Annotated in this window: 29 protein-coding genes; 25 read left to right on the top strand and 4 right to left on the bottom strand. The window is 38.6% G+C overall.

Annotated features, from left to right (window positions below; genetic code table 11):
* Positions 1-4 precede the first annotated feature (4 nt).
* The 4 genes from DWA31_RS05160 to DWA31_RS05145 are packed head-to-tail and all read left to right on the top strand — an operon-like array spanning position 5 to position 3,638.
* Positions 5-1,195 carry a beta-ketoacyl-ACP synthase gene (locus DWA31_RS05160; RefSeq protein WP_114325580.1) on the top strand — a complete coding sequence of 397 codons (1,191 nt, stop codon included), beginning with the start codon at positions 5-7 and terminating at the stop codon, positions 1,193-1,195.
* On the top strand, positions 1,188-1,649 hold the full coding sequence (locus DWA31_RS05155) for a hotdog family protein (RefSeq protein WP_114325579.1): 462 nt from the start codon (positions 1,188-1,190) through the stop codon (positions 1,647-1,649). Before DWA31_RS05160 ends, DWA31_RS05155 begins: the two co-directional genes overlap by 8 nt.
* A 34-nt stretch (positions 1,650-1,683) precedes the next feature.
* The gene (fabG, locus tag DWA31_RS05150; RefSeq protein WP_114325629.1) at positions 1,684-2,409 is read left to right on the top strand and encodes a 3-oxoacyl-ACP reductase FabG; all 726 of its coding nucleotides are present in this window, start codon (positions 1,684-1,686) and stop codon (positions 2,407-2,409) included.
* Complete coding sequence (locus DWA31_RS05145) at positions 2,409-3,638, top strand: beta-ketoacyl-ACP synthase (RefSeq protein WP_114325578.1); 1,230 nt, start codon at positions 2,409-2,411, stop codon at positions 3,636-3,638. The genes fabG and DWA31_RS05145 overlap by 1 nt, the downstream gene beginning before the upstream one ends.
* A 103-nt stretch (positions 3,639-3,741) precedes the next feature.
* Here DWA31_RS05145 and DWA31_RS05140 read toward each other — a convergent pair whose 3' ends face one another.
* A complete protein-coding gene (locus DWA31_RS05140; protein WP_114325577.1) occupies positions 3,742-4,830 on the bottom strand; it encodes a class I SAM-dependent methyltransferase in 1,089 nt (362 codons plus the stop codon).
* A gap of 655 nt (positions 4,831-5,485) precedes the next feature.
* Positions 5,486-6,568 (bottom strand): OmpA family protein, encoded by a 1,083-nt coding sequence (locus DWA31_RS05135; RefSeq protein WP_168427287.1) that lies wholly within the window; start codon positions 6,566-6,568, stop codon positions 5,486-5,488.
* Positions 6,569-6,963: 395 nt separating this feature from the next.
* Here DWA31_RS05135 and DWA31_RS05130 point away from each other — a divergent pair, with 395 nt between their 5' ends.
* The 5 genes from DWA31_RS05130 to DWA31_RS17130 all read left to right on the top strand — a co-directional run bounded on the left by DWA31_RS05130 (position 6,964) and on the right by DWA31_RS17130 (position 9,178).
* Positions 6,964-7,530 carry a DUF4136 domain-containing protein gene (locus DWA31_RS05130; RefSeq protein ID WP_114325575.1) on the top strand — a complete coding sequence of 189 codons (567 nt, stop codon included), beginning with the start codon at positions 6,964-6,966 and terminating at the stop codon, positions 7,528-7,530.
* Between the two features lie 69 nt (positions 7,531-7,599).
* Positions 7,600-8,106: a DUF3016 domain-containing protein gene (locus tag DWA31_RS05125; RefSeq protein ID WP_114325574.1), complete on the top strand. Its 507-nt coding sequence runs from the start codon at positions 7,600-7,602 to the stop codon at positions 8,104-8,106.
* Between the two features lie 228 nt (positions 8,107-8,334).
* Positions 8,335-8,547: a hypothetical protein gene (locus tag DWA31_RS05120; RefSeq protein ID WP_114325573.1), complete on the top strand. Its 213-nt coding sequence runs from the start codon at positions 8,335-8,337 to the stop codon at positions 8,545-8,547.
* A 120-nt stretch (positions 8,548-8,667) separates the two neighbouring features.
* The gene (locus DWA31_RS17020) at positions 8,668-8,913 is read left to right on the top strand and encodes a hypothetical protein (RefSeq protein WP_136037975.1); all 246 of its coding nucleotides are present in this window, start codon (positions 8,668-8,670) and stop codon (positions 8,911-8,913) included.
* A gap of 97 nt (positions 8,914-9,010) precedes the next feature.
* A complete protein-coding gene (locus tag DWA31_RS17130) occupies positions 9,011-9,178 on the top strand; it encodes a hypothetical protein (protein ID WP_168427286.1) in 168 nt (55 codons plus the stop codon).
* Between the two features lie 11 nt (positions 9,179-9,189).
* Here DWA31_RS17130 and DWA31_RS05110 read toward each other — a convergent pair whose 3' ends face one another.
* Both DWA31_RS05110 and epmB read right to left on the bottom strand, forming a co-directional pair.
* Entirely contained in the window at positions 9,190-9,585 is a 396-nt protein-coding gene (locus DWA31_RS05110; protein ID WP_245942495.1) for a hypothetical protein, read from the bottom strand.
* A gap of 175 nt (positions 9,586-9,760) precedes the next feature.
* Positions 9,761-10,801 (bottom strand): EF-P beta-lysylation protein EpmB, encoded by a 1,041-nt coding sequence (gene epmB / locus DWA31_RS05105; protein WP_114325572.1) that lies wholly within the window; start codon positions 10,799-10,801, stop codon positions 9,761-9,763.
* Between the two features lie 79 nt (positions 10,802-10,880).
* Between epmB and efp the strand changes: the two genes are divergently transcribed.
* The 16 genes from efp to rpsK all read left to right on the top strand — a co-directional run bounded on the left by efp (position 10,881) and on the right by rpsK (position 19,139).
* Positions 10,881-11,450, top strand: a complete 570-nt coding sequence (gene efp / locus DWA31_RS05100) for an elongation factor P (protein WP_114325571.1) — start codon at positions 10,881-10,883, stop codon at positions 11,448-11,450.
* 67 nt (positions 11,451-11,517) lie between these two features.
* Positions 11,518-12,150 carry a porin family protein gene (locus tag DWA31_RS05095; RefSeq protein ID WP_245942493.1) on the top strand — a complete coding sequence of 211 codons (633 nt, stop codon included), beginning with the start codon at positions 11,518-11,520 and terminating at the stop codon, positions 12,148-12,150.
* A gap of 524 nt (positions 12,151-12,674) precedes the next feature.
* Positions 12,675-13,043 carry a 50S ribosomal protein L14 gene (rplN, locus tag DWA31_RS05090; protein WP_114325569.1) on the top strand — a complete coding sequence of 123 codons (369 nt, stop codon included), beginning with the start codon at positions 12,675-12,677 and terminating at the stop codon, positions 13,041-13,043.
* A gap of 12 nt (positions 13,044-13,055) precedes the next feature.
* Complete coding sequence (gene rplX, locus DWA31_RS05085) at positions 13,056-13,370, top strand: 50S ribosomal protein L24 (RefSeq protein WP_114325568.1); 315 nt, start codon at positions 13,056-13,058, stop codon at positions 13,368-13,370.
* 12 nt (positions 13,371-13,382) lie between these two features.
* Positions 13,383-13,928: a 50S ribosomal protein L5 gene (gene rplE / locus DWA31_RS05080; protein WP_114325567.1), complete on the top strand. Its 546-nt coding sequence runs from the start codon at positions 13,383-13,385 to the stop codon at positions 13,926-13,928.
* Between the two features lie 4 nt (positions 13,929-13,932).
* Entirely contained in the window at positions 13,933-14,238 is a 306-nt protein-coding gene (gene rpsN, locus DWA31_RS05075; protein ID WP_085331331.1) for a 30S ribosomal protein S14, read from the top strand.
* A 19-nt stretch (positions 14,239-14,257) separates the two neighbouring features.
* Entirely contained in the window at positions 14,258-14,647 is a 390-nt protein-coding gene (rpsH, locus tag DWA31_RS05070) for a 30S ribosomal protein S8 (protein ID WP_425451858.1), read from the top strand.
* A 10-nt stretch (positions 14,648-14,657) separates the two neighbouring features.
* Positions 14,658-15,191 (top strand): 50S ribosomal protein L6, encoded by a 534-nt coding sequence (gene rplF / locus DWA31_RS05065; RefSeq protein WP_114325565.1) that lies wholly within the window; start codon positions 14,658-14,660, stop codon positions 15,189-15,191.
* Positions 15,192-15,200: 9 nt separating this feature from the next.
* Positions 15,201-15,554 (top strand): 50S ribosomal protein L18, encoded by a 354-nt coding sequence (rplR, locus tag DWA31_RS05060; RefSeq protein WP_114325564.1) that lies wholly within the window; start codon positions 15,201-15,203, stop codon positions 15,552-15,554.
* A 9-nt stretch (positions 15,555-15,563) separates the two neighbouring features.
* A complete protein-coding gene (gene rpsE / locus DWA31_RS05055; RefSeq protein WP_114325563.1) occupies positions 15,564-16,073 on the top strand; it encodes a 30S ribosomal protein S5 in 510 nt (169 codons plus the stop codon).
* A gap of 6 nt (positions 16,074-16,079) precedes the next feature.
* Complete coding sequence (gene rpmD / locus DWA31_RS05050) at positions 16,080-16,259, top strand: 50S ribosomal protein L30 (protein WP_114325562.1); 180 nt, start codon at positions 16,080-16,082, stop codon at positions 16,257-16,259.
* A 2-nt stretch (positions 16,260-16,261) separates the two neighbouring features.
* Positions 16,262-16,696: a 50S ribosomal protein L15 gene (rplO, locus tag DWA31_RS05045; protein ID WP_114325561.1), complete on the top strand. Its 435-nt coding sequence runs from the start codon at positions 16,262-16,264 to the stop codon at positions 16,694-16,696.
* Between the two features lie 8 nt (positions 16,697-16,704).
* Positions 16,705-18,039 (top strand): preprotein translocase subunit SecY, encoded by a 1,335-nt coding sequence (secY, locus tag DWA31_RS05040; protein ID WP_114325560.1) that lies wholly within the window; start codon positions 16,705-16,707, stop codon positions 18,037-18,039.
* A gap of 29 nt (positions 18,040-18,068) precedes the next feature.
* Positions 18,069-18,182: a 50S ribosomal protein L36 gene (gene rpmJ / locus DWA31_RS05035; RefSeq protein WP_083926946.1), complete on the top strand. Its 114-nt coding sequence runs from the start codon at positions 18,069-18,071 to the stop codon at positions 18,180-18,182.
* Between the two features lie 197 nt (positions 18,183-18,379).
* Positions 18,380-18,736, top strand: coding sequence for a 30S ribosomal protein S13 (gene rpsM, locus DWA31_RS05030; RefSeq protein ID WP_114325559.1), 357 nt, complete (start codon positions 18,380-18,382; stop codon positions 18,734-18,736).
* A gap of 13 nt (positions 18,737-18,749) precedes the next feature.
* On the top strand, positions 18,750-19,139 hold the full coding sequence (rpsK, locus tag DWA31_RS05025; RefSeq protein ID WP_114325558.1) for a 30S ribosomal protein S11: 390 nt from the start codon (positions 18,750-18,752) through the stop codon (positions 19,137-19,139).
* The last annotated feature ends 79 nt before the right edge of the window (positions 19,140-19,218 follow it).

Raw genomic sequence — 19,218 nt, 5'->3', positions numbered from 1 at the left:
TACAATGTTAGCGGCAAGCCTTCATGATTTAGGTATTATCTGCTCACTGGGCACAGATAAAAATAGTGTACTGAAAAATTTGACCACGCAAACGGATGAAGAGTTTTTATCTTTTAATACCCGTTTATTGGTTAATGGCGAGCCTTTATATGTGGGTCAAGTAAATGGTGAACTGCCATCGATGGACAATGAAGAAAGTCACTTTAACAGTCGCAATAATCAATTAGCGCTTGCTGCATTAATTCAAATAATGCCAACAATAGAGCGGTTAAAAGCACAAAAGAATTCTGCCCGAATTGGTGTGGTAATAGGGACAAGTACTTCTGGCATTTTAGAAGGAGAGCAAGCAAGAGCGTCATTGTTAGCGACAGGTGATATGCCCCAAGCCTTTCATTACTCGAGCCAAGAAATGATTGCTCCAGCGCAATTTATTGCCAGTAAAGTAGACGCTCAAGGTCCGGTTTATAGTATTTCTACCGCTTGTAGCTCAAGTGCTAAAGCTTTACATAGCGCTAAAATGATACTCGAAAGTGACTTGGCTGATATCGTTATTTGTGGTGGTGTTGATACCTTAAGTCAATTACCAAGTAATGGCTTTAAATCACTTGAGTCTACCGCCAAATCTTATTGTAATCCGTTTGGTAGTGAGCGTGATGGTATTAATATTGGCGAAGGTGCAGCACTGTTTGTTATGAGTCAGACTAAAGATGATATTAAGCTGTTGTCTGTGGGTGAATCATCTGATGCCTATCATGTTTCAGCGCCGGAGCCTGAAGGGGTTGGTGCGTTATCTTCAATGAAACAAGCGGTTGAAAATGCAAATATTTCAGCAGAGCAGCTAAATTACCTAAATTTACATGGTACAGGCACGCCCAAAAATGATGATATGGAAGCTAAGGCTGTTTCCGCATTTTGTCAGCATGAAGTTTTGGCCGGTTCAACCAAAAGGTTTACAGGTCATACATTAGGCGCGGCAGGAGCAATTGAAGCGGGGTTAACTTGGTTGCTGTTAAGTAAAGAAAATACAAAACGACTTATTCCTGAGAATAAGAACAATGGCAATATTGACCCGACATTGAATAGCTTTAATGTAAGCTCAGGTGAATCAGTAGATAGCTTATCAATGTGTCTATCTAACTCTTTTGCTTTTGGAGGCAGTAATATCAGTCTAATATTAGGAACTAGTTTTGAATAAATACCCTATTAACGAGCTTATCTCCCATCGTGAGCCAATGATCCTCATTGGCGGTTTAGACGACTTTAATAATGAGTCGGCCACGTGTTGGCTTGATATTGACGAACACTCAGCTTTTTATCAGACAGATAAGTCTGGAGTGCCCGCTTATATCGGTATTGAATATATGGCTCAGTCAATTGCTGCTTTTGCAGGGGCTAAAGCGTTAGAGCAGGGGAAACCAGTGCAAATAGGATTTCTATTAGGCTCAAGAAAATACCAGCAGACGCAAAACTATTTTAAAAATGGTAGTCATTTAAAAGTAAAAATTGTTGAATTACACAAAGAGTCCTCAGGGCTTGGTGTATATAGTTGTGAAATTTTAAACCAAGAGTGCATGATAGCTAGCGCACAGGTGAATGTTTTTTTACCTCCAGAGCCACAAGATTTTGTTGGGATGAGTGAAAAACAGTAAAAGTTTAGTTTAGGAATGAAGCGAGATGGGTGATATGAGTAAAAGAATATTAGTGACAGGTTCAAGCCGAGGCATCGGAAAGTCGATTGCATTACGTTTAGCAAAAGATGGCTTCAATATAACTGTTCATTGCCTCAATAGTATCGAACGCGCTCAAGAAACTGCACGAGAAGTAGAAGCAATAGGTAGAACGGCAAATATTCTACAATTTGATGTTTGTGATAGAGAGCAAGTTAAAGCAATAATTGACCATGATATCACTGAAAATGGCGCTTATTATGGCGTAGTGTGTAATGCCGGTTTAACCAAGGATACTGCTTTTCCTGCTATGACAGGTGAAGATTGGGATAGTGTTATTAGAACAGGCTTAGATGGCTTTTATAATGTGGTACACCCAACGGTGATGCCAATGATTCAAACTCGAAAAGGTGGCAGGATCGTAACGCTTTCCTCTGTTTCTGGCATTATCGGTAATCGAGGACAGGTTAATTACAGTGCAGCCAAGGCGGGACTTATTGGCGCGACAAAAGCACTCTCTTTAGAGTTGGCGAAGCGAAAAATCACGGTAAATTGTGTCGCCCCTGGTTTAATCGATACTGAAATGACAGAAGAGTTACCCGTGACTGAAATATTAAAAATGATCCCACTTAAACGTATGGGAAAACCTGAAGAAGTTGCTGGTACTGTGTCGTTTTTGATGTCGGATGATGCCGCGTATATTACCCGACAAACTATTTCAGTTAATGGGGGATTAGCATAATGAAAAGAGTTGTTATCACCGGAATTTCTGCGATCACAGCCTTAGGTAATTGTTGGGACAGTTTTAAAGTCGCTCTTGAAAAAGGCGAAAATGCTGTGGTTAATATGCCAGAGTGGCGAAAGGTTTCGGGTTTAAATACTAACTTAGCAGCACCTGTTCCGCTTTACCAAACGCCAAAGCATTATAAACGTAAGCAAATACGCTCTATGGGTAAAGTGTCGATAATGGCAACTCAAGTCACTGAAGAGGCATTAACTCAAGCAGGATTATTAGGGAGTGAGCGATTAACAAGTGGTGATATAGGTATTTCTTATGGCTCTTGTATGGGATCACCTGAGCCTATTCCCGCTTTTGGCGATTTACTTAAAGATAACAATATGGATGGTCTTACTGCCACTAGTTATATCAAAATGATGGCTCATACAACACCCGTTAATGTTGGTATTTTCTTCGGCTTAAAGGGAAGAACCATTACCACAAGTTCAGCGTGTACCTCTTCATCACAAGGGCTTGGTTATGCCTATGAAGCAATTAAGTTTGGTAAGCAAAAAGCAATGGTTGCCGGTGGTGCAGAAGAATTGTGTTTATCCAGTGTCGCTGTTTTTGATACGTTATTTGCCACAAGCTTGAAAAATGAACTTCCAAACACTACGCCAAGGCCATTTGACAATAAACGTGATGGATTAGTCATTGGTGAGGGGGCCTGTACTTTTATTCTTGAAGATCTTGAGTATGCACAGGCAAGAGGCGCAACTATCTTAGCTGAACTCGTCGGCTTTGGTACCAATGCTGACGGTAAACACGTAACTCAACCAACCGCTGAAACTATGGAACGAGCTATGCGTTTGGCATTAGATGATGCCCAGCTATCACCTGAAGATATTGGTTACGTTAATGCTCATGGTACTTCTACTGAAAAAGGCGATATTGCCGAGTCACTTGCAACTCATAGCATTTTTGGTGAAATCCCTATCAGTTCACTTAAAAGCTATTTAGGTCATACCTTGGGCGCTTGTGGCGCTATTGAGGCGTGGGCAAGTATCAATATGATGACAGATAACTGGTTTGCACCAACGTTAAACCTTGAAAGCATTGATAGCGACTGTGCACCACTGGATTATATTCAAGGACAGGCAAGAACATTAAAGACAAATTATGTAATGAGTAATAATTTTGCTTTTGGTGGTATAAATACCTCATTGATTTTTAAGCGTTGGCAGGGTTTATAGAACGAACTGTTGAAGTTGGTTACCTAACTGTTTTTTGCATTTATAATTTAAGATAAATGCAAAAAACAGTAGTGTAAAATATGAAGTTCGAAAGGTAGAACGACTATTCTGTAATGCGCATATTCTTTCTGCATTTAAACAAGGTGTGCCCTAAGCCAATATCGTCAATGTCTTTCTCTACATATAGGCCCGCTTTTTGAATTAACTTGATGAAATCACCTGAATGATACATTCGGCTATCTCCATTTGCTAAGGCGGTAAAATACAGTGATGTTGCATTGATACAATATGTTGCAGCTTCAAATCTTTGTCTATCGCAATAGGTCTCCATAATAAATAAGCTAGTATCTTGCGTCATAACTTTCACCGCGCCTTTTAAAATATCAAGGATTTGCTCTTGTGAAAAGCAGTCTAAGAATTGGCTCATCCAAATCACATCAGCCCCTTGATAAAATTGAGCGTCTGCTGCAAGTAAATCCGTTGGATGAACTTCTATTCGTTCGAGCATGCCTTGCTCTGCGACGTTGCTCTGCAATACGGTTAATTGCTGTGGTAAGTCCATAATGGCCATATGAACATCAGTATCAAAATTTAGACAAGCCAACGTCCACTTACCGGTATTTCCGCCAACATCTAAAATACATTGTGGCTTATCTTCAAAAATAATAGGCATAACTTCGGGGAATGAATGGTCTGAATAAAAATGATCAAACTCAAACCAACTTTTCTTAACATTATCAGGCAGTGAAGTTAAAGCGGGATATATCGTTGGCCAATCACCAAATACTTTTAATCCGGAAGGCTTGCCTGATCTGATCGCTTCTTCTAAGTGAAACATACCTTGATAACAAACATCCTGGGTAAAATTGATGTTAGCTAAGGTTAATTTATCATTAACAATAAAGTGACCTATTTTATCTAGCCTAAACGTATCATCATTTTTAATCCAAACGACTCCCATAGAGGCCGCCATATCAAGTAATACCTTAACGCCGTATTCAGAGATTTTTGATTGCTCAGCTAACTGTTTAGACGTAGCTCCTTGCTCACCAGTATCAGATAGGTATTTCAAAATATTGGTTCTAAGCAGTGTCATTACCGCTTGAAAGGCAATGGGGGAAAATGCAATTTTTTGTGCTTCTAATTTTGCGTCTAAGGCTGAGATGTCCTTGGGTTTAGAATAATAATCCATATAAAGCTACCAGAAAATAAGTTGGTTATAATTCTGTCATGAATTGCCTCATAAAAATAGCAGTGTATATAAGGTATTTATTTGAAATTATTGTTGTTTAGTAAAAATGTTGTGATTAAATGCTCTAGACCACTAATTTATAATTTTTATCTCACTATGGGGGCGAAAGCGCCATAGAGTAAATGCCCTAATTTAATATAGCCTTGTTAAGCCTAAAGCTGATTTTTCCATGCTATGTTTGATAAAATAAAGCCAGTTATGGCTATTGAAACCTTAAAAGTTATATTGAATTTTTGGGAACAATCCAGTTATTAAAGAGCGTCAGTAGCTCAAGGGTATAATGCAGGCTACTATAATTTACTGGTGTTTATTTTTCTTTAAAATTAGTGTGTTACAGTGTTGGGGCAGCATGATGTGATTTATGCTTGTCTCAATTGTTAATTTCTTCGTTGCTTTATAGTTCGCTTAATAAGCCTAAACGTCACTATAAAGCGTCTTGAATAAACAGTTTACTCTACGCATAAATAGTCATTACCATTTACTAGCTCAAAATTGAAAAAGCCCGAATAGAAATATTCGGGCTTTTTAGTCTTTATAGTAGTGTATATCGCTAAGTATATTTACTTCAACTTACAACTAAATATTATGTGATTCTTTAGCCTTTTATCTTCATTTTTTTAACAGTCGCTTCTATGCTAGCAACTACTCGACGGTTTACTTTATGGTCGGCTTTAGTATTGCCTTTAGAAATTAACTGCGTTTCACCAAAGCCTGTTGAAGATAAGCGGCTTTCTTCAATATTAAACTGAGTAATCAATACCTTTTTAACCGCATCAGCACGCTTTTGTGAAAGTGTTAGGTTATATTTTTCATTCCCTACAGCAGAGCTATGTCCCTCAATGGCAGCACTTGTATTTTTGTATTCTGCCATAAAATCAGCCAAACGTTGAATATCAACCATTGATTCTGTTTTTAATTGTGCGCTATTCGTTTCAAACGATACGTTCAATTCAACATCTACAGCGGTATCTAAAAATAGTGGGCATCCTTTTGGATCCACTTCTACATTTTTAGGTGTATTTTTACAATTGTCGTTTTCATCACTAATGCCGTCATTATCGGTATCAGTAATGATTACTGCAACTGCAGATACAGGCACTATTTCTTTCTCTACTGATGCTGGTATTACTTCCTGTTCTACAGGCTTACTAACTACAGCTGTTTTTGTCGCTTCACCAAAGGCGTATTTCAAACCAAATTTAATACCCTGATCGGTATAGCCATAATCAACATCACGATATACAACCGCTTCACTATATAAAGAAAAACGCTCATTGATTTGATAGCTATAGCCCGCCCCTACATTAACGGCATTGTAACTTTTTACATTGTTAAAACGTTTCACACCCGCGAAAAGATATAGACCTGAATCTTTAACTTTATAAATTGCATCAATACCGAATCGTGTGCCGTAATCAGTATCATTACCATTTTGAATGTCGTAACGAGTTTTCGCTAATTCAAAACGAGCATTCCATTGATCATTGATTATTTTTTCTAAATCAATACCAATACCTCTGCCAGCTTCAATTTGTTGCCAGTCAGCTTGGTCTTCTTTATTTGTGCTTGATTTGATGTATTCACCAAACACACCCACTTCCCATGTTTTATCGATGGCTTCTGCCGCTAACGGAGAACTAATTAATGCTGCTAATAGAGTGATTTTAAAAGTTTTCATGGTTAAATCCTTGTAGAGTTTCATGTTATTTTATTTAATTTCTTATTTCATAGCGGGAGGGTACCTTCAAAAGTCACCGATTTAAATAATTATCTTAAAAATAATGTTAAAACTAGAAAAAGAGGAGTTAATTAGCGCAGAACACACGCGATTAAAAATAGGCCAATTGTGTTCACAATTCAATGGGACGGTATAACTGCAGAGGTATTAAAGAGTAAACTGATAAAACTATTGCTAGATAGCTAAAATGGAGTATCACAAGAAATTAACAAAGGTAATTACACTTTATTGCAGAATTGAATACGTTCTATATTTATACTTACTTACTGTATTTCGTTGCTATAAGTTAGTAACGAGTGTGATAGTCTAGCTTAAAACATTTCTAGGATTGAAAAATGAAAAAAAATATCAGTTTATTTATAATGCTTTTGTCTAGCTGGGTAATCACCGGTTGTGTACAAGTTCCACCTGAACAGAAACAAAATAACAATCAGCTGGCTATTTCTAGTGTTAGAGATTCACCTGTCAGTTACCCTCAGGGGAGTTTGTTTGCACTTTCACCTAAATATGTTAAAGAAACTTCTTTAAAGGCAGAACAAACTCAAGTTATTTACCATCTTTATAATAATGCTATTGTGAGTGATTTAATAAAAAATGGTTACGTTACTGGAAAAGCAATACAACAAGCTGCTTTTTATGTTGGCTTTGGTGTTGCACTTTCAAATGATTTATCGGATAAAAAAATTAGTGATAAATTTGGCATAACGCCGGGTCTATCAGAAAAATCAGGTTTAAAGAAAGGGAGTTTATTAATTTACATTGAAGATGCTGTTACTGGACAACGTGTATGGCGAGGTATAGCACAAGGCTTTGCTAATACTGATCTCACTCCTGCGCAGCGCCACCAGCGTGCCGCTAAAATCGTAGCAAACGTAATGAAACAATTTTACCAAACAAATTAACATTAATTTACAATGTTCTTCACCGAAATAGGGTCTAATTAGATATACCGTTCATAAGAGGATATGCTAATGAAAAAATTAACGATTACTATACTGGTTATGTTTACTTTTTTCTCATTACCTTATGTGGCTTATGCAGCTACATCAGAAGTGACTTGGACCGATCATGAAAAATATCGAGATATACAACCAAGTAGTGAAGGTCGCAAGAGTTTTCGCGAACGTATCTTTGAAAGCTTTGAGAAACACTTTGCTAAATTAGCAAAAAATTTGCCAGAAGGGCAAGTGTTAAAAATCAATGTTACTGATGTGGATTTAGCGGGCGATACCCATAGTGGCGGTATTAATCAATTTCGTATTGTTAAAGATATTTATTTTCCCAGAATGAATTTTTCTTACGAATTAGTTAATGCTAATGGCAGCATAGTTACGTCGGATGAAGTCGTAATTAGGGACATGAGTTTTATGATGGGGAGTAATTTAAAGTACCGTAATGAATCACTAGGTTACGAAAAGAAAATGTTGGATGAATGGTTTGCTGAAACCTTCAAAGAGTTCGTCGTTGAGAAAAAGTAACCTTATCAACAGACATTATAAGAAAAGCTGCTTCGGCGGCTTTTTTATTGCCTAAATAAAATGACTATCTTGAGGTTAATTACTTACCTGTGTAAGCTTATTATTATACCTATCTCTCGGAATCATGCATGAAAACTTCATGATCCATATTATTTTGTCTGTTTGTTTTGGTTTTCCCTAATGTTTTATATGCACAAGAACAACAAGCACCTCAAGTTTCATTAAAAGATGTTTTGGAAAAAGAAAATCAACAATCAACAAACAGCGACATCTGATGAAAACGATTCTTCTTTTGAGTACTATGTACCAGAAGATAAATATAATCGTGGGCAGCCTAGAAGTAGCTTTGAAGGCTTTTTATTGGCTGCGAAAAATCAAGACTTTGTTCGAGCAATGGAATTTATTGATTTTAGAAATGTTAAAAAAACACACTCTCTGTGAGTAAAGAAGAGCTAGCCAGACAATTATATGTGGTTTTAGGGAGAACCTTATGGATAGACACTGAAAGCATCAGCAAGTTTCTTGGGCGTGCTGCTGTGGCAATGGGTGTATTTCTTCTTCATGTTTTTTGTTTTTTTTCTTGCTGCTAAAGTATTGACTTGGTTATTGAGTAAACTACTGATACTTTTTTATCCAAAACTCTCTTTGGAAACTCAAACATTTATTAGAAAGCCACTCGCTTTATTATTGTCTGTTATTTTTTTACGCATTATTTTACCTGATGCCAATACTACATTAGCTTCAAAGGCTGTATCTGAATGGGCAACTTTACTGACTATTGCTTGGCTTTGGGTCTTGGTGGTTTAGCCATAGCCCTTGCAGCACAAAAAACGGTAGAAAATATTATTGGTGCTATTACTTTATAAGTGTTGAAGCTTTATCTACAGAGCCACAACGAGTGCATATGAAAGCATGTACTTATCAAGGGATTGAAATCAATATTTTAGTTTATGTTAAAACAACTAACTTTGATGTTTATCTAAATGAAATTAATCAGTTGAACCTAACTATTTTATCATTACTTGAAAAACACCAGTGTCAGTTGCAAGTTGTTAGCGACAGAGTGGTTTAAGCTATATAGATTTAAGCACTATGGCTTTGCTCAAAACCGGCCAATACCGTGAATAACTGTTCAATTTTTTTCACTAGAGGGATAAGTAATTGTTGTTGGGTTTTATTTTCTTGCCAATGAAGAAAATCATCAGCAATTTCTTGAATATAAGGTTGAAAGGTATTGGCGGAACAAGTAAAACCTGCCTCTTTTTTGAAAACGGCTTCAAAACTGGCTACTTTCTTCTCACGTAGATCGGCTAAAGTGGCATCTGCGGTTAATGATTTTTTTAAAATGACTGAAATGTTTTCGATTAATTGCTGTTCTATCGCTTTGGTCATGGTGTTTTCTTTATCGGTTTGAGTGGTTAATAATATTGCCGTACAGGATATATCACGTTCTGCATTGTCTAAGCATTGTCTAAGCATTGTCTAATCAGAGATATCCGTATATACCCATGTTACTTTAATATGTCGGATTCAGCACATCTTGAAGTATCATGGGTATATATAATCGAAGTACGATCTACAATATATTATGTCAGACTATTTGCACTATGGTTAGTTTTGTTGTGTATTAACTTAATTATGTTCTGTTTAAATGTCATGTCAAATTAATTGGGGTTTTATTCGCTTGTCCTGCAATTTCCCTGACGAGTTTAGGCATTAAAAATCCCGGTAATGTCGCGAGCATTTCATTCATAATGCTAACAGCGGCTTCTTGTTTTACATCAAAATGCGCAGCGCCTTGAACGGGATCAAAAAGATGTAAATAATAGGGTTGAATACCGGCATAAAACATCTTTTCGCTTAGTTCAATTAACGTGTTGGCATTATCATTAACCCCTTTAAGCAATACACTTTGATTAAATAGTGGGATCCTAGCATCACGCAATGGTTCAAGTGCTGCAGTCAAATCATCATCAATTTCGTTACCATGATTTATATGCAACACCATAGTGGCTTTTAAACGACTATTTTTGAGTAAAGACACTAAATCACTCGTGATGCGATTAGGTATTACCACGGGTAATCGTGTATGGATGCGTAACCATTTAACATGTGAAATTTGCTCTATTTGTTTGACTAGCCAAGCTAAATGTTGATCATTTGCCATCAAGGGATCGCCACCGCTAAAAATCACTTCTGATATTTCTTTATGTGCTGAGATATAGTTTAAAGCGGGCTGCCAATGTTGTTTGCTTGGGCTGTTATCTTGATAAGGAAAGTGTCGACGAAAACAATAACGGCAATTTATTGCACAAGCTGACTTTACGATCATCAACACGCGGTTTTTATATTTATGTAGTAAGCCTGTCGCGACTGTATCGTGCTCTTGTAATGGATCAGCAACAAAACCGTCAGTAACAACAAACTCACTTGATAATGGCATGACTTGCTTTAAAAGCGGATCGTCAATATCGCCTTTTTTAATCCGTTTAATAAAAGGCAGTGGTACTCGCACTGGAAATAATTGTCGCGCTTTAAAATGGTGTAAATACTGTTCAGGATTGATATTAACTAAGGAGAGTAACTTTTCTGGCTCAGTAATTACTTCTTGCAAATATTTTTGCCATGATTTTTGCTCACAAGGATGCAAATCCTTGTCTATTTGGGTTATTATCAGCGGTAATTCTAATTCCAATGGTAAATTTCTACTCAGTTATAATTTAACTATGCTGTGTAGTTTAAAGGTTATCAACAATTAATAAAAGAGCACACTTATGGCGAATTTCAGTACCAACCAGTTTAAAGCTGGACTTAAAATCATGCTTGATGGCGAACCATGTAACATTATTGAAAATGAATTGGTTAAACCAGGCAAAGGACAAGCGTTCAGCCGAGTAAAAATTCGCAAATTGGTTTCAGGTAAAGTGTTAGAAAAAACCTTTAAGTCTGGCGAATCTGTTGAAGGCGCTGATGTAATGGAAGTAGAGCTTGCTTACCTTTATGCTGACGGTGAGTTTTGGCATTTCATGAATAATGAAACATTTGAACAAATTGCGGCTGATGATAAGGCGGTTGCTGATACGGTTAAATGGTTAGTTGAAGGTGATATTTGTACCATTACTTTATGGAATAATTCCCCTATTTCAGTGACAACACCTAACTTTGTTGAAATTGATATTACTGAAACTGATCCTGGCCTTAAAGGTGACACTGCTGGTACGGGTGGAAAACCTGCTACCTTAGCAACAGGTGCGGTAGTACGTGTACCGTTGTTTGTGCAAATAGGTGAAAAAGTAAGAATTGATACGCGCTCAGGTGAGTATGTTTCTCGTGCGACCAAGTAGTTTAGTTAGTAACTAAAAAGGATACTTAAAGATGTTGGCAAAACATGGACTTGTTCTATTGAGTATAATGGCTTTATTAGTACTTAGTTATAGTATTGATTCCCAAGCTAAATACACTCAACGTGATGGTAAATGGGAAGCAAGTTTTATTACGCTTAATAGTTTGTCTTCAGATATCAGTGGTGAAAATGGTTCAGCGGTAGATATAGATAGTGATATTGGTTGGGGTTTTACTTTAGGTTATAACGTTAACCCTCACGTTTTGGTTAATTTTGAATTTTCATCAACATCGCCAAAGTATGATGCAACGCTCGTTAGCGAAGATGATAATACATACAACATAAAGCATAAAATGAATATATATAATAGCCAATTTAATGTTGTCTATAATTTTATGACTGAACAATTTACACCGTTTGTACAAGCAGGTGCTGGTTGGAGTTACCTAGATAGTAATATAGCCGATGGCCCGCCAAATACCATATGTTGGTGGGATCCGTGGTGGGGATACATTTGTGAAGGTTATCAAAATACCCATAACGATACTCGTTTTTCTTATAATGTTGCTGCGGGTTTTCGATATGAATTAGATAACAGTATATTCTTCCGTGCTAGCTACCAACAGAATTGGATTACTATGAGCAACTCTGATGATTTAAGTATGGGGATGGTTCACTTAGAAATTGGCTCTATATTCTAACCTTCCTAATGTATGAATTGACTATAAAGCCTAAGTATTTGATGAATACTTAGGCTTTTTACTGTTATAAACGCTTCAATAGTAAGACTATCCTCTTGTGAATTTGCAATTATACCACTTCAGGCCTTGTATGGCGGCGCGAAGGTTTTTATTCGAATAGAACGTACACTAGCCTTTGATACATTATTAAATTAGTGCTGATTGCATATTAAATATGATCAATAAAGTTTTTACCTTACTGGCGTTGCATTAGCGTTGTTTTATTCGTTAGGTAAAAACCTAACATACCCTTGATTGTTTTTTAGTTAATTAAACTACCACTTTATCACCGGTGGTGTTATAATCTCGCGCCCGCTTGCTTTGAGTGTTAGTTATTGAACTTTTATTCTCAGTGGTAGGGTAGTCTTTTTAAGGCAGTGACGGGTCAAATTTCTGGCCTTGAATTATAACTTATCTTTTTGTTTTACTGATTGTTTTCTTTTGGAAACATGTAGGTAAGAAGATAAAAATGGAGCAAAAAATCAATGATCCAAATGCAATCACAGCTGAATGTTGCTGATAACAGTGGCGCTAAGCGTGTTCAATGTATAAAGGTTCTTGGTGGCTCGCACCGTCGCTATGCACGCATTGGTGATATCATCAAAGTTGCCGTAAAGGAAGCAAGTCCTCGCGGTAAAGTAAAAAAAGGTGATGTTGTTACTGCGGTAGTGGTGCGCACTAAGAAAGGTATTCGTCGTACAGATGGCTCTGCTATCCGTTTTGATGAAAACGCGGCTGTAATTTTGAATGCAAACTTACAACCAATTGGTACTCGTATTTTCGGGCCTGTGACACGTGAACTTCGTAATGAAAAATTTATGAAAATCGTATCATTAGCACCTGAAGTACTATAAGGAGTCACGATAATGGCATCTAAAATTCGTCGTGATGATGAAGTAGTTATACTTGCAGGCAAAGACAAGGGCAAAACTGGTAAAGTTACCAAAGTTCTTGTTGAAAGCGGCAAAGTATTCGTAGAAGGCGTTAACTTAATCAAGAAACACACTAAGCCTGTACCTCAGTTACAGCAGCCTGGTGGAATTGTTGAAAAAGAAGCACCTTTGCAAGTTTCTAACGTAGCTATCCTTAACCCGAAATCGGGCAAGGCTGATCGCGTTGGTTTTAGAATTGAAGACGGCAAAAAAGTTCGTTTCTTCAAATCTGATAACGAATTAATTTAATTGGAGTAAACGATGGCGAAACTGCATGATTTTTACAAAGATACAGTTGTAGCTGAATTGCAAAAGCAATTCGGTTATAAAAGTGTCATGCAAGTCCCTCGGATTGAAAAGATCACCCTTAATATGGGCGTTGGTGAAGCGATTTCTGATAAGAAAGTATTAGAGCACGCCACAAATGATCTTACTGCAATCTCAGGTCAAAAGCCGCTCACGACAGTAGCACGCAAATCAGTTGCGGGCTTCAAGATTCGTGAAGGCTATCCTATTGGTACGAAAGTAACTCTTCGTGGCGAACGTATGTGGGAATTTTTAGAGCGTTTAATCTCTATTTCTATTCCTCGTATTCGCGATTTTCGTGGCTTAAATCCTAAGTCATTTGATGGTCGTGGAAACTACAGCATGGGCGTTCGTGAGCAAATCATCTTCCCGGAAATCGAATACGATAAAATCGATAAAATTCGCGGACTAGATGTCACTATTACTACTAGCGCGAAAGATAACGAAGAAGGACTAGCTTTATTGTCTGCCTTTGATTTCCCGTTCAAGAAGAAGGTGTAGAGTTATGGCTAAAACGTCAATGAAAGCTCGTGAAGCTAAAAGAACCAAGTTAGTAGCACAATATGCTGAAAAGCGTGCTGCGTTAAAAGCAATCATCTCTGGTGTAGATTCTTCTGAAGAAGAACGCTGGGATGCTGTATTGAAACTTCAAAGTTTACCTCGTGATTCGAGCAGTAGTCGTCAACGTAACCGTTGTAACATTACTGGACGTCCACATGGTTTCTTACGTAAATTTGGTTTAAGCCGTATTAAATTACGCGAAACTATGATGCGTGGTGAAGTTCCAGGTCTTAAGAAAGCTAGTTGGTAATTCACGGGAGTAAATGGTTATGATGACTGATCCTATCGCGGACATGTTTACACGCATCCGCAACGGTCAATCTGCAACAAAAGTTGCAGTAACAATGCCATCTTCTAAAGTTAAAGTTGCAATTGCCAACTTGCTTAAAGAAGAAGGTTATATTTCAGATTTTTCAGTAGCAGGCGAAGTAAAGCCAGAGCTATCTGTAGAGTTGAAATATTTTGAAGGTAAAGAAGTAATTGAAGTGATCAAACGTGTTTCACGTCCTGGTCTTCGTATATACAAAAGCTGTGATGAACTTCCTAAAGTTCTTGCAGGTATGGGTATTGCGATCATTTCTACTTCTAAAGGTTTGATGACTGATCGCGCCGCTCGCTCTGCGGGTATTGGCGGTGAAGTTCTTGGTTTCGTAGAGTAAGGAGAATAATATGTCTCGTGTTGCAAAAGCACCTGTCGTTGTTCCTGCTGGCGTTACCATTACGTTATCAGGTCAAGACATTACAGTTAAAGGTCCAGTAGGCGAATTATCTCGCACGATCCATAGTGACGTTGTTGTTTCTCAAGAAGAAAACAACATCATTACTAATATCGTTGCTGATGTTAAAGGCGCTTGGGCTCAAGCCGGTACTACACGTGCTTTAATCAATAATATGGTTGAAGGTGTTAGTAAAGGTTTTGAAAAGAAATTAGTTTTACAAGGTGTTGGTTACCGTGCCAAAGCTGCGGGTAAGTCTCTTGATTTATCTTTAGGTTTTTCACACCCAATTAAACATACAATTCCTGCAGGAATTACTTGTGAAACTCCTAGCCAAACTGAAGTTGTACTGAAAGGTGCAGATAAGCATTTAGTTGGTCAAACCGCTGCGAACATTCGCGCATACCGTAAACCTGAGCCTTATAAAGGTAAAGGTGTTCGTTACGCTGATGAACATGTTCGTCGTAAAGAAGCTAAAAAGAAGTAGGGTAATACTATGGATAAGAAAACATCTCGTTTGCGCAGGGCTAAACGCTCTCGTGCAAAAATTAGCGAGTTGGGTGCGAATCGTTTAGTTGTATTCCGTACTCCTCGTCACATTTACGCACAATTGATTGCGCCAACTGGTTCTGAGGTTATCGCATCTGCGTCTACTTTAGACAAAGAAGTAGCAGCACAATTGGAAAAAACCGGTAATGTTGCAGCAGCAACAGCAGTAGGTACAGCAATTGCTGAACGTGCTGTAGCTAAGGGCATCACAAGCATCGCTTTTGATCGTTCTGGGTTTCGTTACCATGGCCGCGTGAAAGCGTTAGCAGAAGCAGCTCGTGAAGCTGGTCTTCAATTCTAGGGGTTGATAATGGCTAATCATAATCAAGAAAACTCACAGCAAAGTGATATGGCTGAAAAGCTAATCGCCGTTAACCGCGTTTCAAAAGTGGTTAAAGGTGGTCGTATTTTCAGCTTTACTGCACTAACAGTAGTTGGTGACGGTAATGGTCGTGTTGGTTTTGGCTACGGTAAAGCACGTGAAGTGCCTGCTGCAATCCAAAAAGCAATGGAAAAAGCACACCGTAACATCGTAAACGTTGACCTGAAGGGTACTACTCTTCAACATGTCATTATTGGCAAGCACTCTGGTTCTAAAGTTTACATGCAACCAGCTTCTGAAGGTACAGGTATCATCGCCGGTGGCGCTATGCGTGCAGTACTTGAAGTAGCAGGCGTTCAGAACGTATTGTCAAAAGCATACGGTTCTACTAACCCAATCAACGTAGTTCGCGCTACTGTTTCTGCCCTAGTGAATATGCATTCACCAGAAGGCATGGCAGCTAAACGTGGCAAAAGCGTTGAAGACATTTTGGGGTAATTAAGCATGTCTAAAACAGTTAAAGTAACTCAGTTGAAAAGTTCTATTGGTCGTTTACCGAAACATAGAGCTACATTAAGAGGCCTTGGTCTACGTCGTATCAATCATACAGTTGAGTTAGAAGATACTCCATCTGTACGTGGTATGATTAACAAGGTTTACTATATGATTAAGGTGGAGGATTAATTATGCATTTAAATACTTTATCCCCTGCACCAGGTTCTCACAAAGCTAGAAAGCGCTGTGGTCGTGGTATTGGTTCAGGCATCGGTAAAACTGGTGGTCGTGGTCACAAAGGTCAGAAGTCTCGTTCTGGCGGTAGTGTACGTCCTGGTTTTGAAGGTGGTCAAATGCCATTGAAACAACGTTTACCTAAATTTGGTTTTACATCACGTAAATCTTTAGTTCGCGCTGAAGTACGTTTACATGAATTAAACCTTATTAAAGGTGATGTTGTTGATATTCACGCGTTGAAAGATGCTGGTCTAATCACCCGTAACGTTATCGCTGTAAAAATCATGCTTTCGGGCGAGATTACACGCAAGATAACTGTTCGTGGTCTAGGCGTAACTAAAGGTGCTCGTGCAGCTATTGAAGCTGCCGGTGGTAACATCGAGGAATAATACAGATCATGGCTACACCAGGAATGGCTTCTCAAAAGGGAAGTAAAGGCGCAGGCGGTTTGTCTGAGCTAAAACAAAGATTGTGGTTCGTATTCGTTGCGCTTGTAGTGCTTCGTTTAGGATCATTTGTACCAATCCCTGGTATTGACGCCGCTGTATTAGCTCAGTTCTTTGAACAACAAAAGGGCACCATTGTAGAAATGTTTAACATGTTCTCCGGTGGTGCTTTAGAACGAGCCTCAGTATTGGCGCTTGGTATTATGCCGTACATCTCAGCTTCAATTATTATGCAACTGCTTACGGTTATGACACCGAAATTTGCAGAGCTTAAGAAAGAAGGTGAAGCTGGACGTCGTAAAATCAGCCAATACACACGCTACGGCACACTTGTTCTAGCAACAGTACAATCGATAGCGATTGCCAGAAGTTTACCGGAAATGATGCAAGGCTTAGTTATTAACGCTGGCTTTGGATTCTATTTCACCGCGGTGATTAGTTTGGTTACTGGTACCATGTTTTTAATGTGGTTAGGTGAGCAAATTACTGAACGTGGAATCGGTAATGGTATTTCGATTATTATTTTCGCTGGTATTGTTGCGGGCATGCCATCAGCAGTTGGTCAAACAGCTGAAATGGCGCGTCAAGGTGAATTGCACTTATTAGTATTATTGCTAATTGGCGTTGTGGTATTTGCAATCACTTTTTTGGTAGTATTTGTAGAACGTGGTCAACGACGTATTGTTGTTAACTACGCTAAGCGCCAACAAGGCCGCAAGGTCTTTGCCGCGCAAAGTACACATTTACCTTTAAAAGTGAATATGGCGGGTGTAATCCCTCCAATCTTTGCCTCAAGTATTATTTTGTTCCCAGGCACGCTTGCGAGCTGGTTTGGACAAGGTGATGGCCCGGTAGCTGATTTCTTACAAGGTGTTTCTCAGGCGATGTCGCCAGGACAACCTTTGTATGTATTTATGCTAGCAGCTGCAATAATATTTTTCTGTTTCTTTTACACGGCTCTTGTTTTCAATCCGCGTGAAACAGCAGATAACTTGAAAAAGTCAGGTGCGTTCATTCCAGGGATTCGTCCGGGTGAACAAACATCCAAATACATAGATAAAGTAATGACCCGCTTAACCTTAGCTGGTGCGATGTATATTACCTTTGTCTGTTTGGTTCCACAGTTTATGATCATGGCATGGGACGTACAGTTCTATTTCGGTGGTACATCTTTATTGATTATCGTCGTAGTGATTATGGATTTTATGGCACAAGTACAAACGCATATGATGTCTCATCAATATGACAATGTACTTAAAAAAGCTAACTTAAAAGGCGGTCGTTAGACCGAGCTGATTAGGTAACGGAGTATAAAATGAAAGTACGTGCATCCGTAAAAAAGATTTGTCGTAATTGTAAAGTGGTTAAGCGTAAAGGCGTTATTCGCGTTCTTTGCACAGAGCCAAAGCACAAACAAAGACAGGGCTAATTGCCCAAGCAACGAGTTACGAATTAAAAGCGCAAGCTATAGATTAGTAACGAGTTAACGCTTAGATCTTTTTGAACTGGCATTATGCAGAGTTTTCTGTATAATGCCGCTTCGATTTGCGAAAAAAGAGAATGGTTGGGTATCCTAACGGGCTTTCCAACCAAAGTAATTTTAAATAACTATAGGAGATGTGTTTAGTGGCCCGTATCGCTGGCATTAACATCCCTGATCGTAAGCATGCAGTAATCGCCATTACTGCGATTTACGGTATTGGTGCAACACGTGCGAAAGCAATTTGTGTAGCAGCAGGTATCGATGAATCAACGAAGATCAGTGAATTAGACGAAGCAAAAATTGATTTGCTCCGTGCTGAAGTGGACAAATTTACCGTCGAAGGTGATTTGCGCCGTGAAGTTTCAATGAATATTAAACGTCTTATGGATTTAGGTTGTTACCGTGGTATACGCCACCGTCGCAGTCTTCCTCTACGTGGTCAACGCACTAAAACAAATGCGCGTACCCGTAAAGGTCCTCGTAAGCCAATTAAGAAGTAAGAGGAACTAGACAATGGCTAAAACACCCGTTCGTTCGCGTAAACGCGTAAAAAAACAAGTTGCTGATGGCATGGCTCATATACATGCTTCTTTCAACAACACAATCGTGACTCTTACAGACCGTCAAGGTAATGCATTATCTTGGGCGACTGCAGGTGGTTCAGGTTTCCGTGGTTCACGTAAATCTACCCCTTTTGCTGCGCAAGTAGCTGCAGACCGCGCAGGCGCTACTGCAAAAGAGTTTGGCTTGAAGAATATTGAAGTGTTCGTTAAAGGTCCAGGTCCAGGTCGTGAATCTGCTATCCGTGCCTTAAATGCTGCTGGTTTTAAAATCACCAACATTACTGACGTTACGCCTATTCCTCATAATGGTTGTCGTCCTCCTAAGAAACGTCGCGTTTAATTGCACTTTTTAGGATAGTTGGAGAAAGAAAATGGCTAGATATTTAGGTCCTAAGTTAAAGCTTAGTCGCCGCGAAGGT

Origin of the sequence: Candidatus Colwellia aromaticivorans, from assembly GCF_003333305.1 — a bacterium.
Taxonomy (GTDB): domain Bacteria; phylum Pseudomonadota; class Gammaproteobacteria; order Enterobacterales; family Alteromonadaceae; genus Colwellia; species Colwellia aromaticivorans.
The sequence above is the reverse complement of the archived record's forward strand: the minus strand, read 5'-3'. Positions and strand labels throughout refer to the sequence as shown.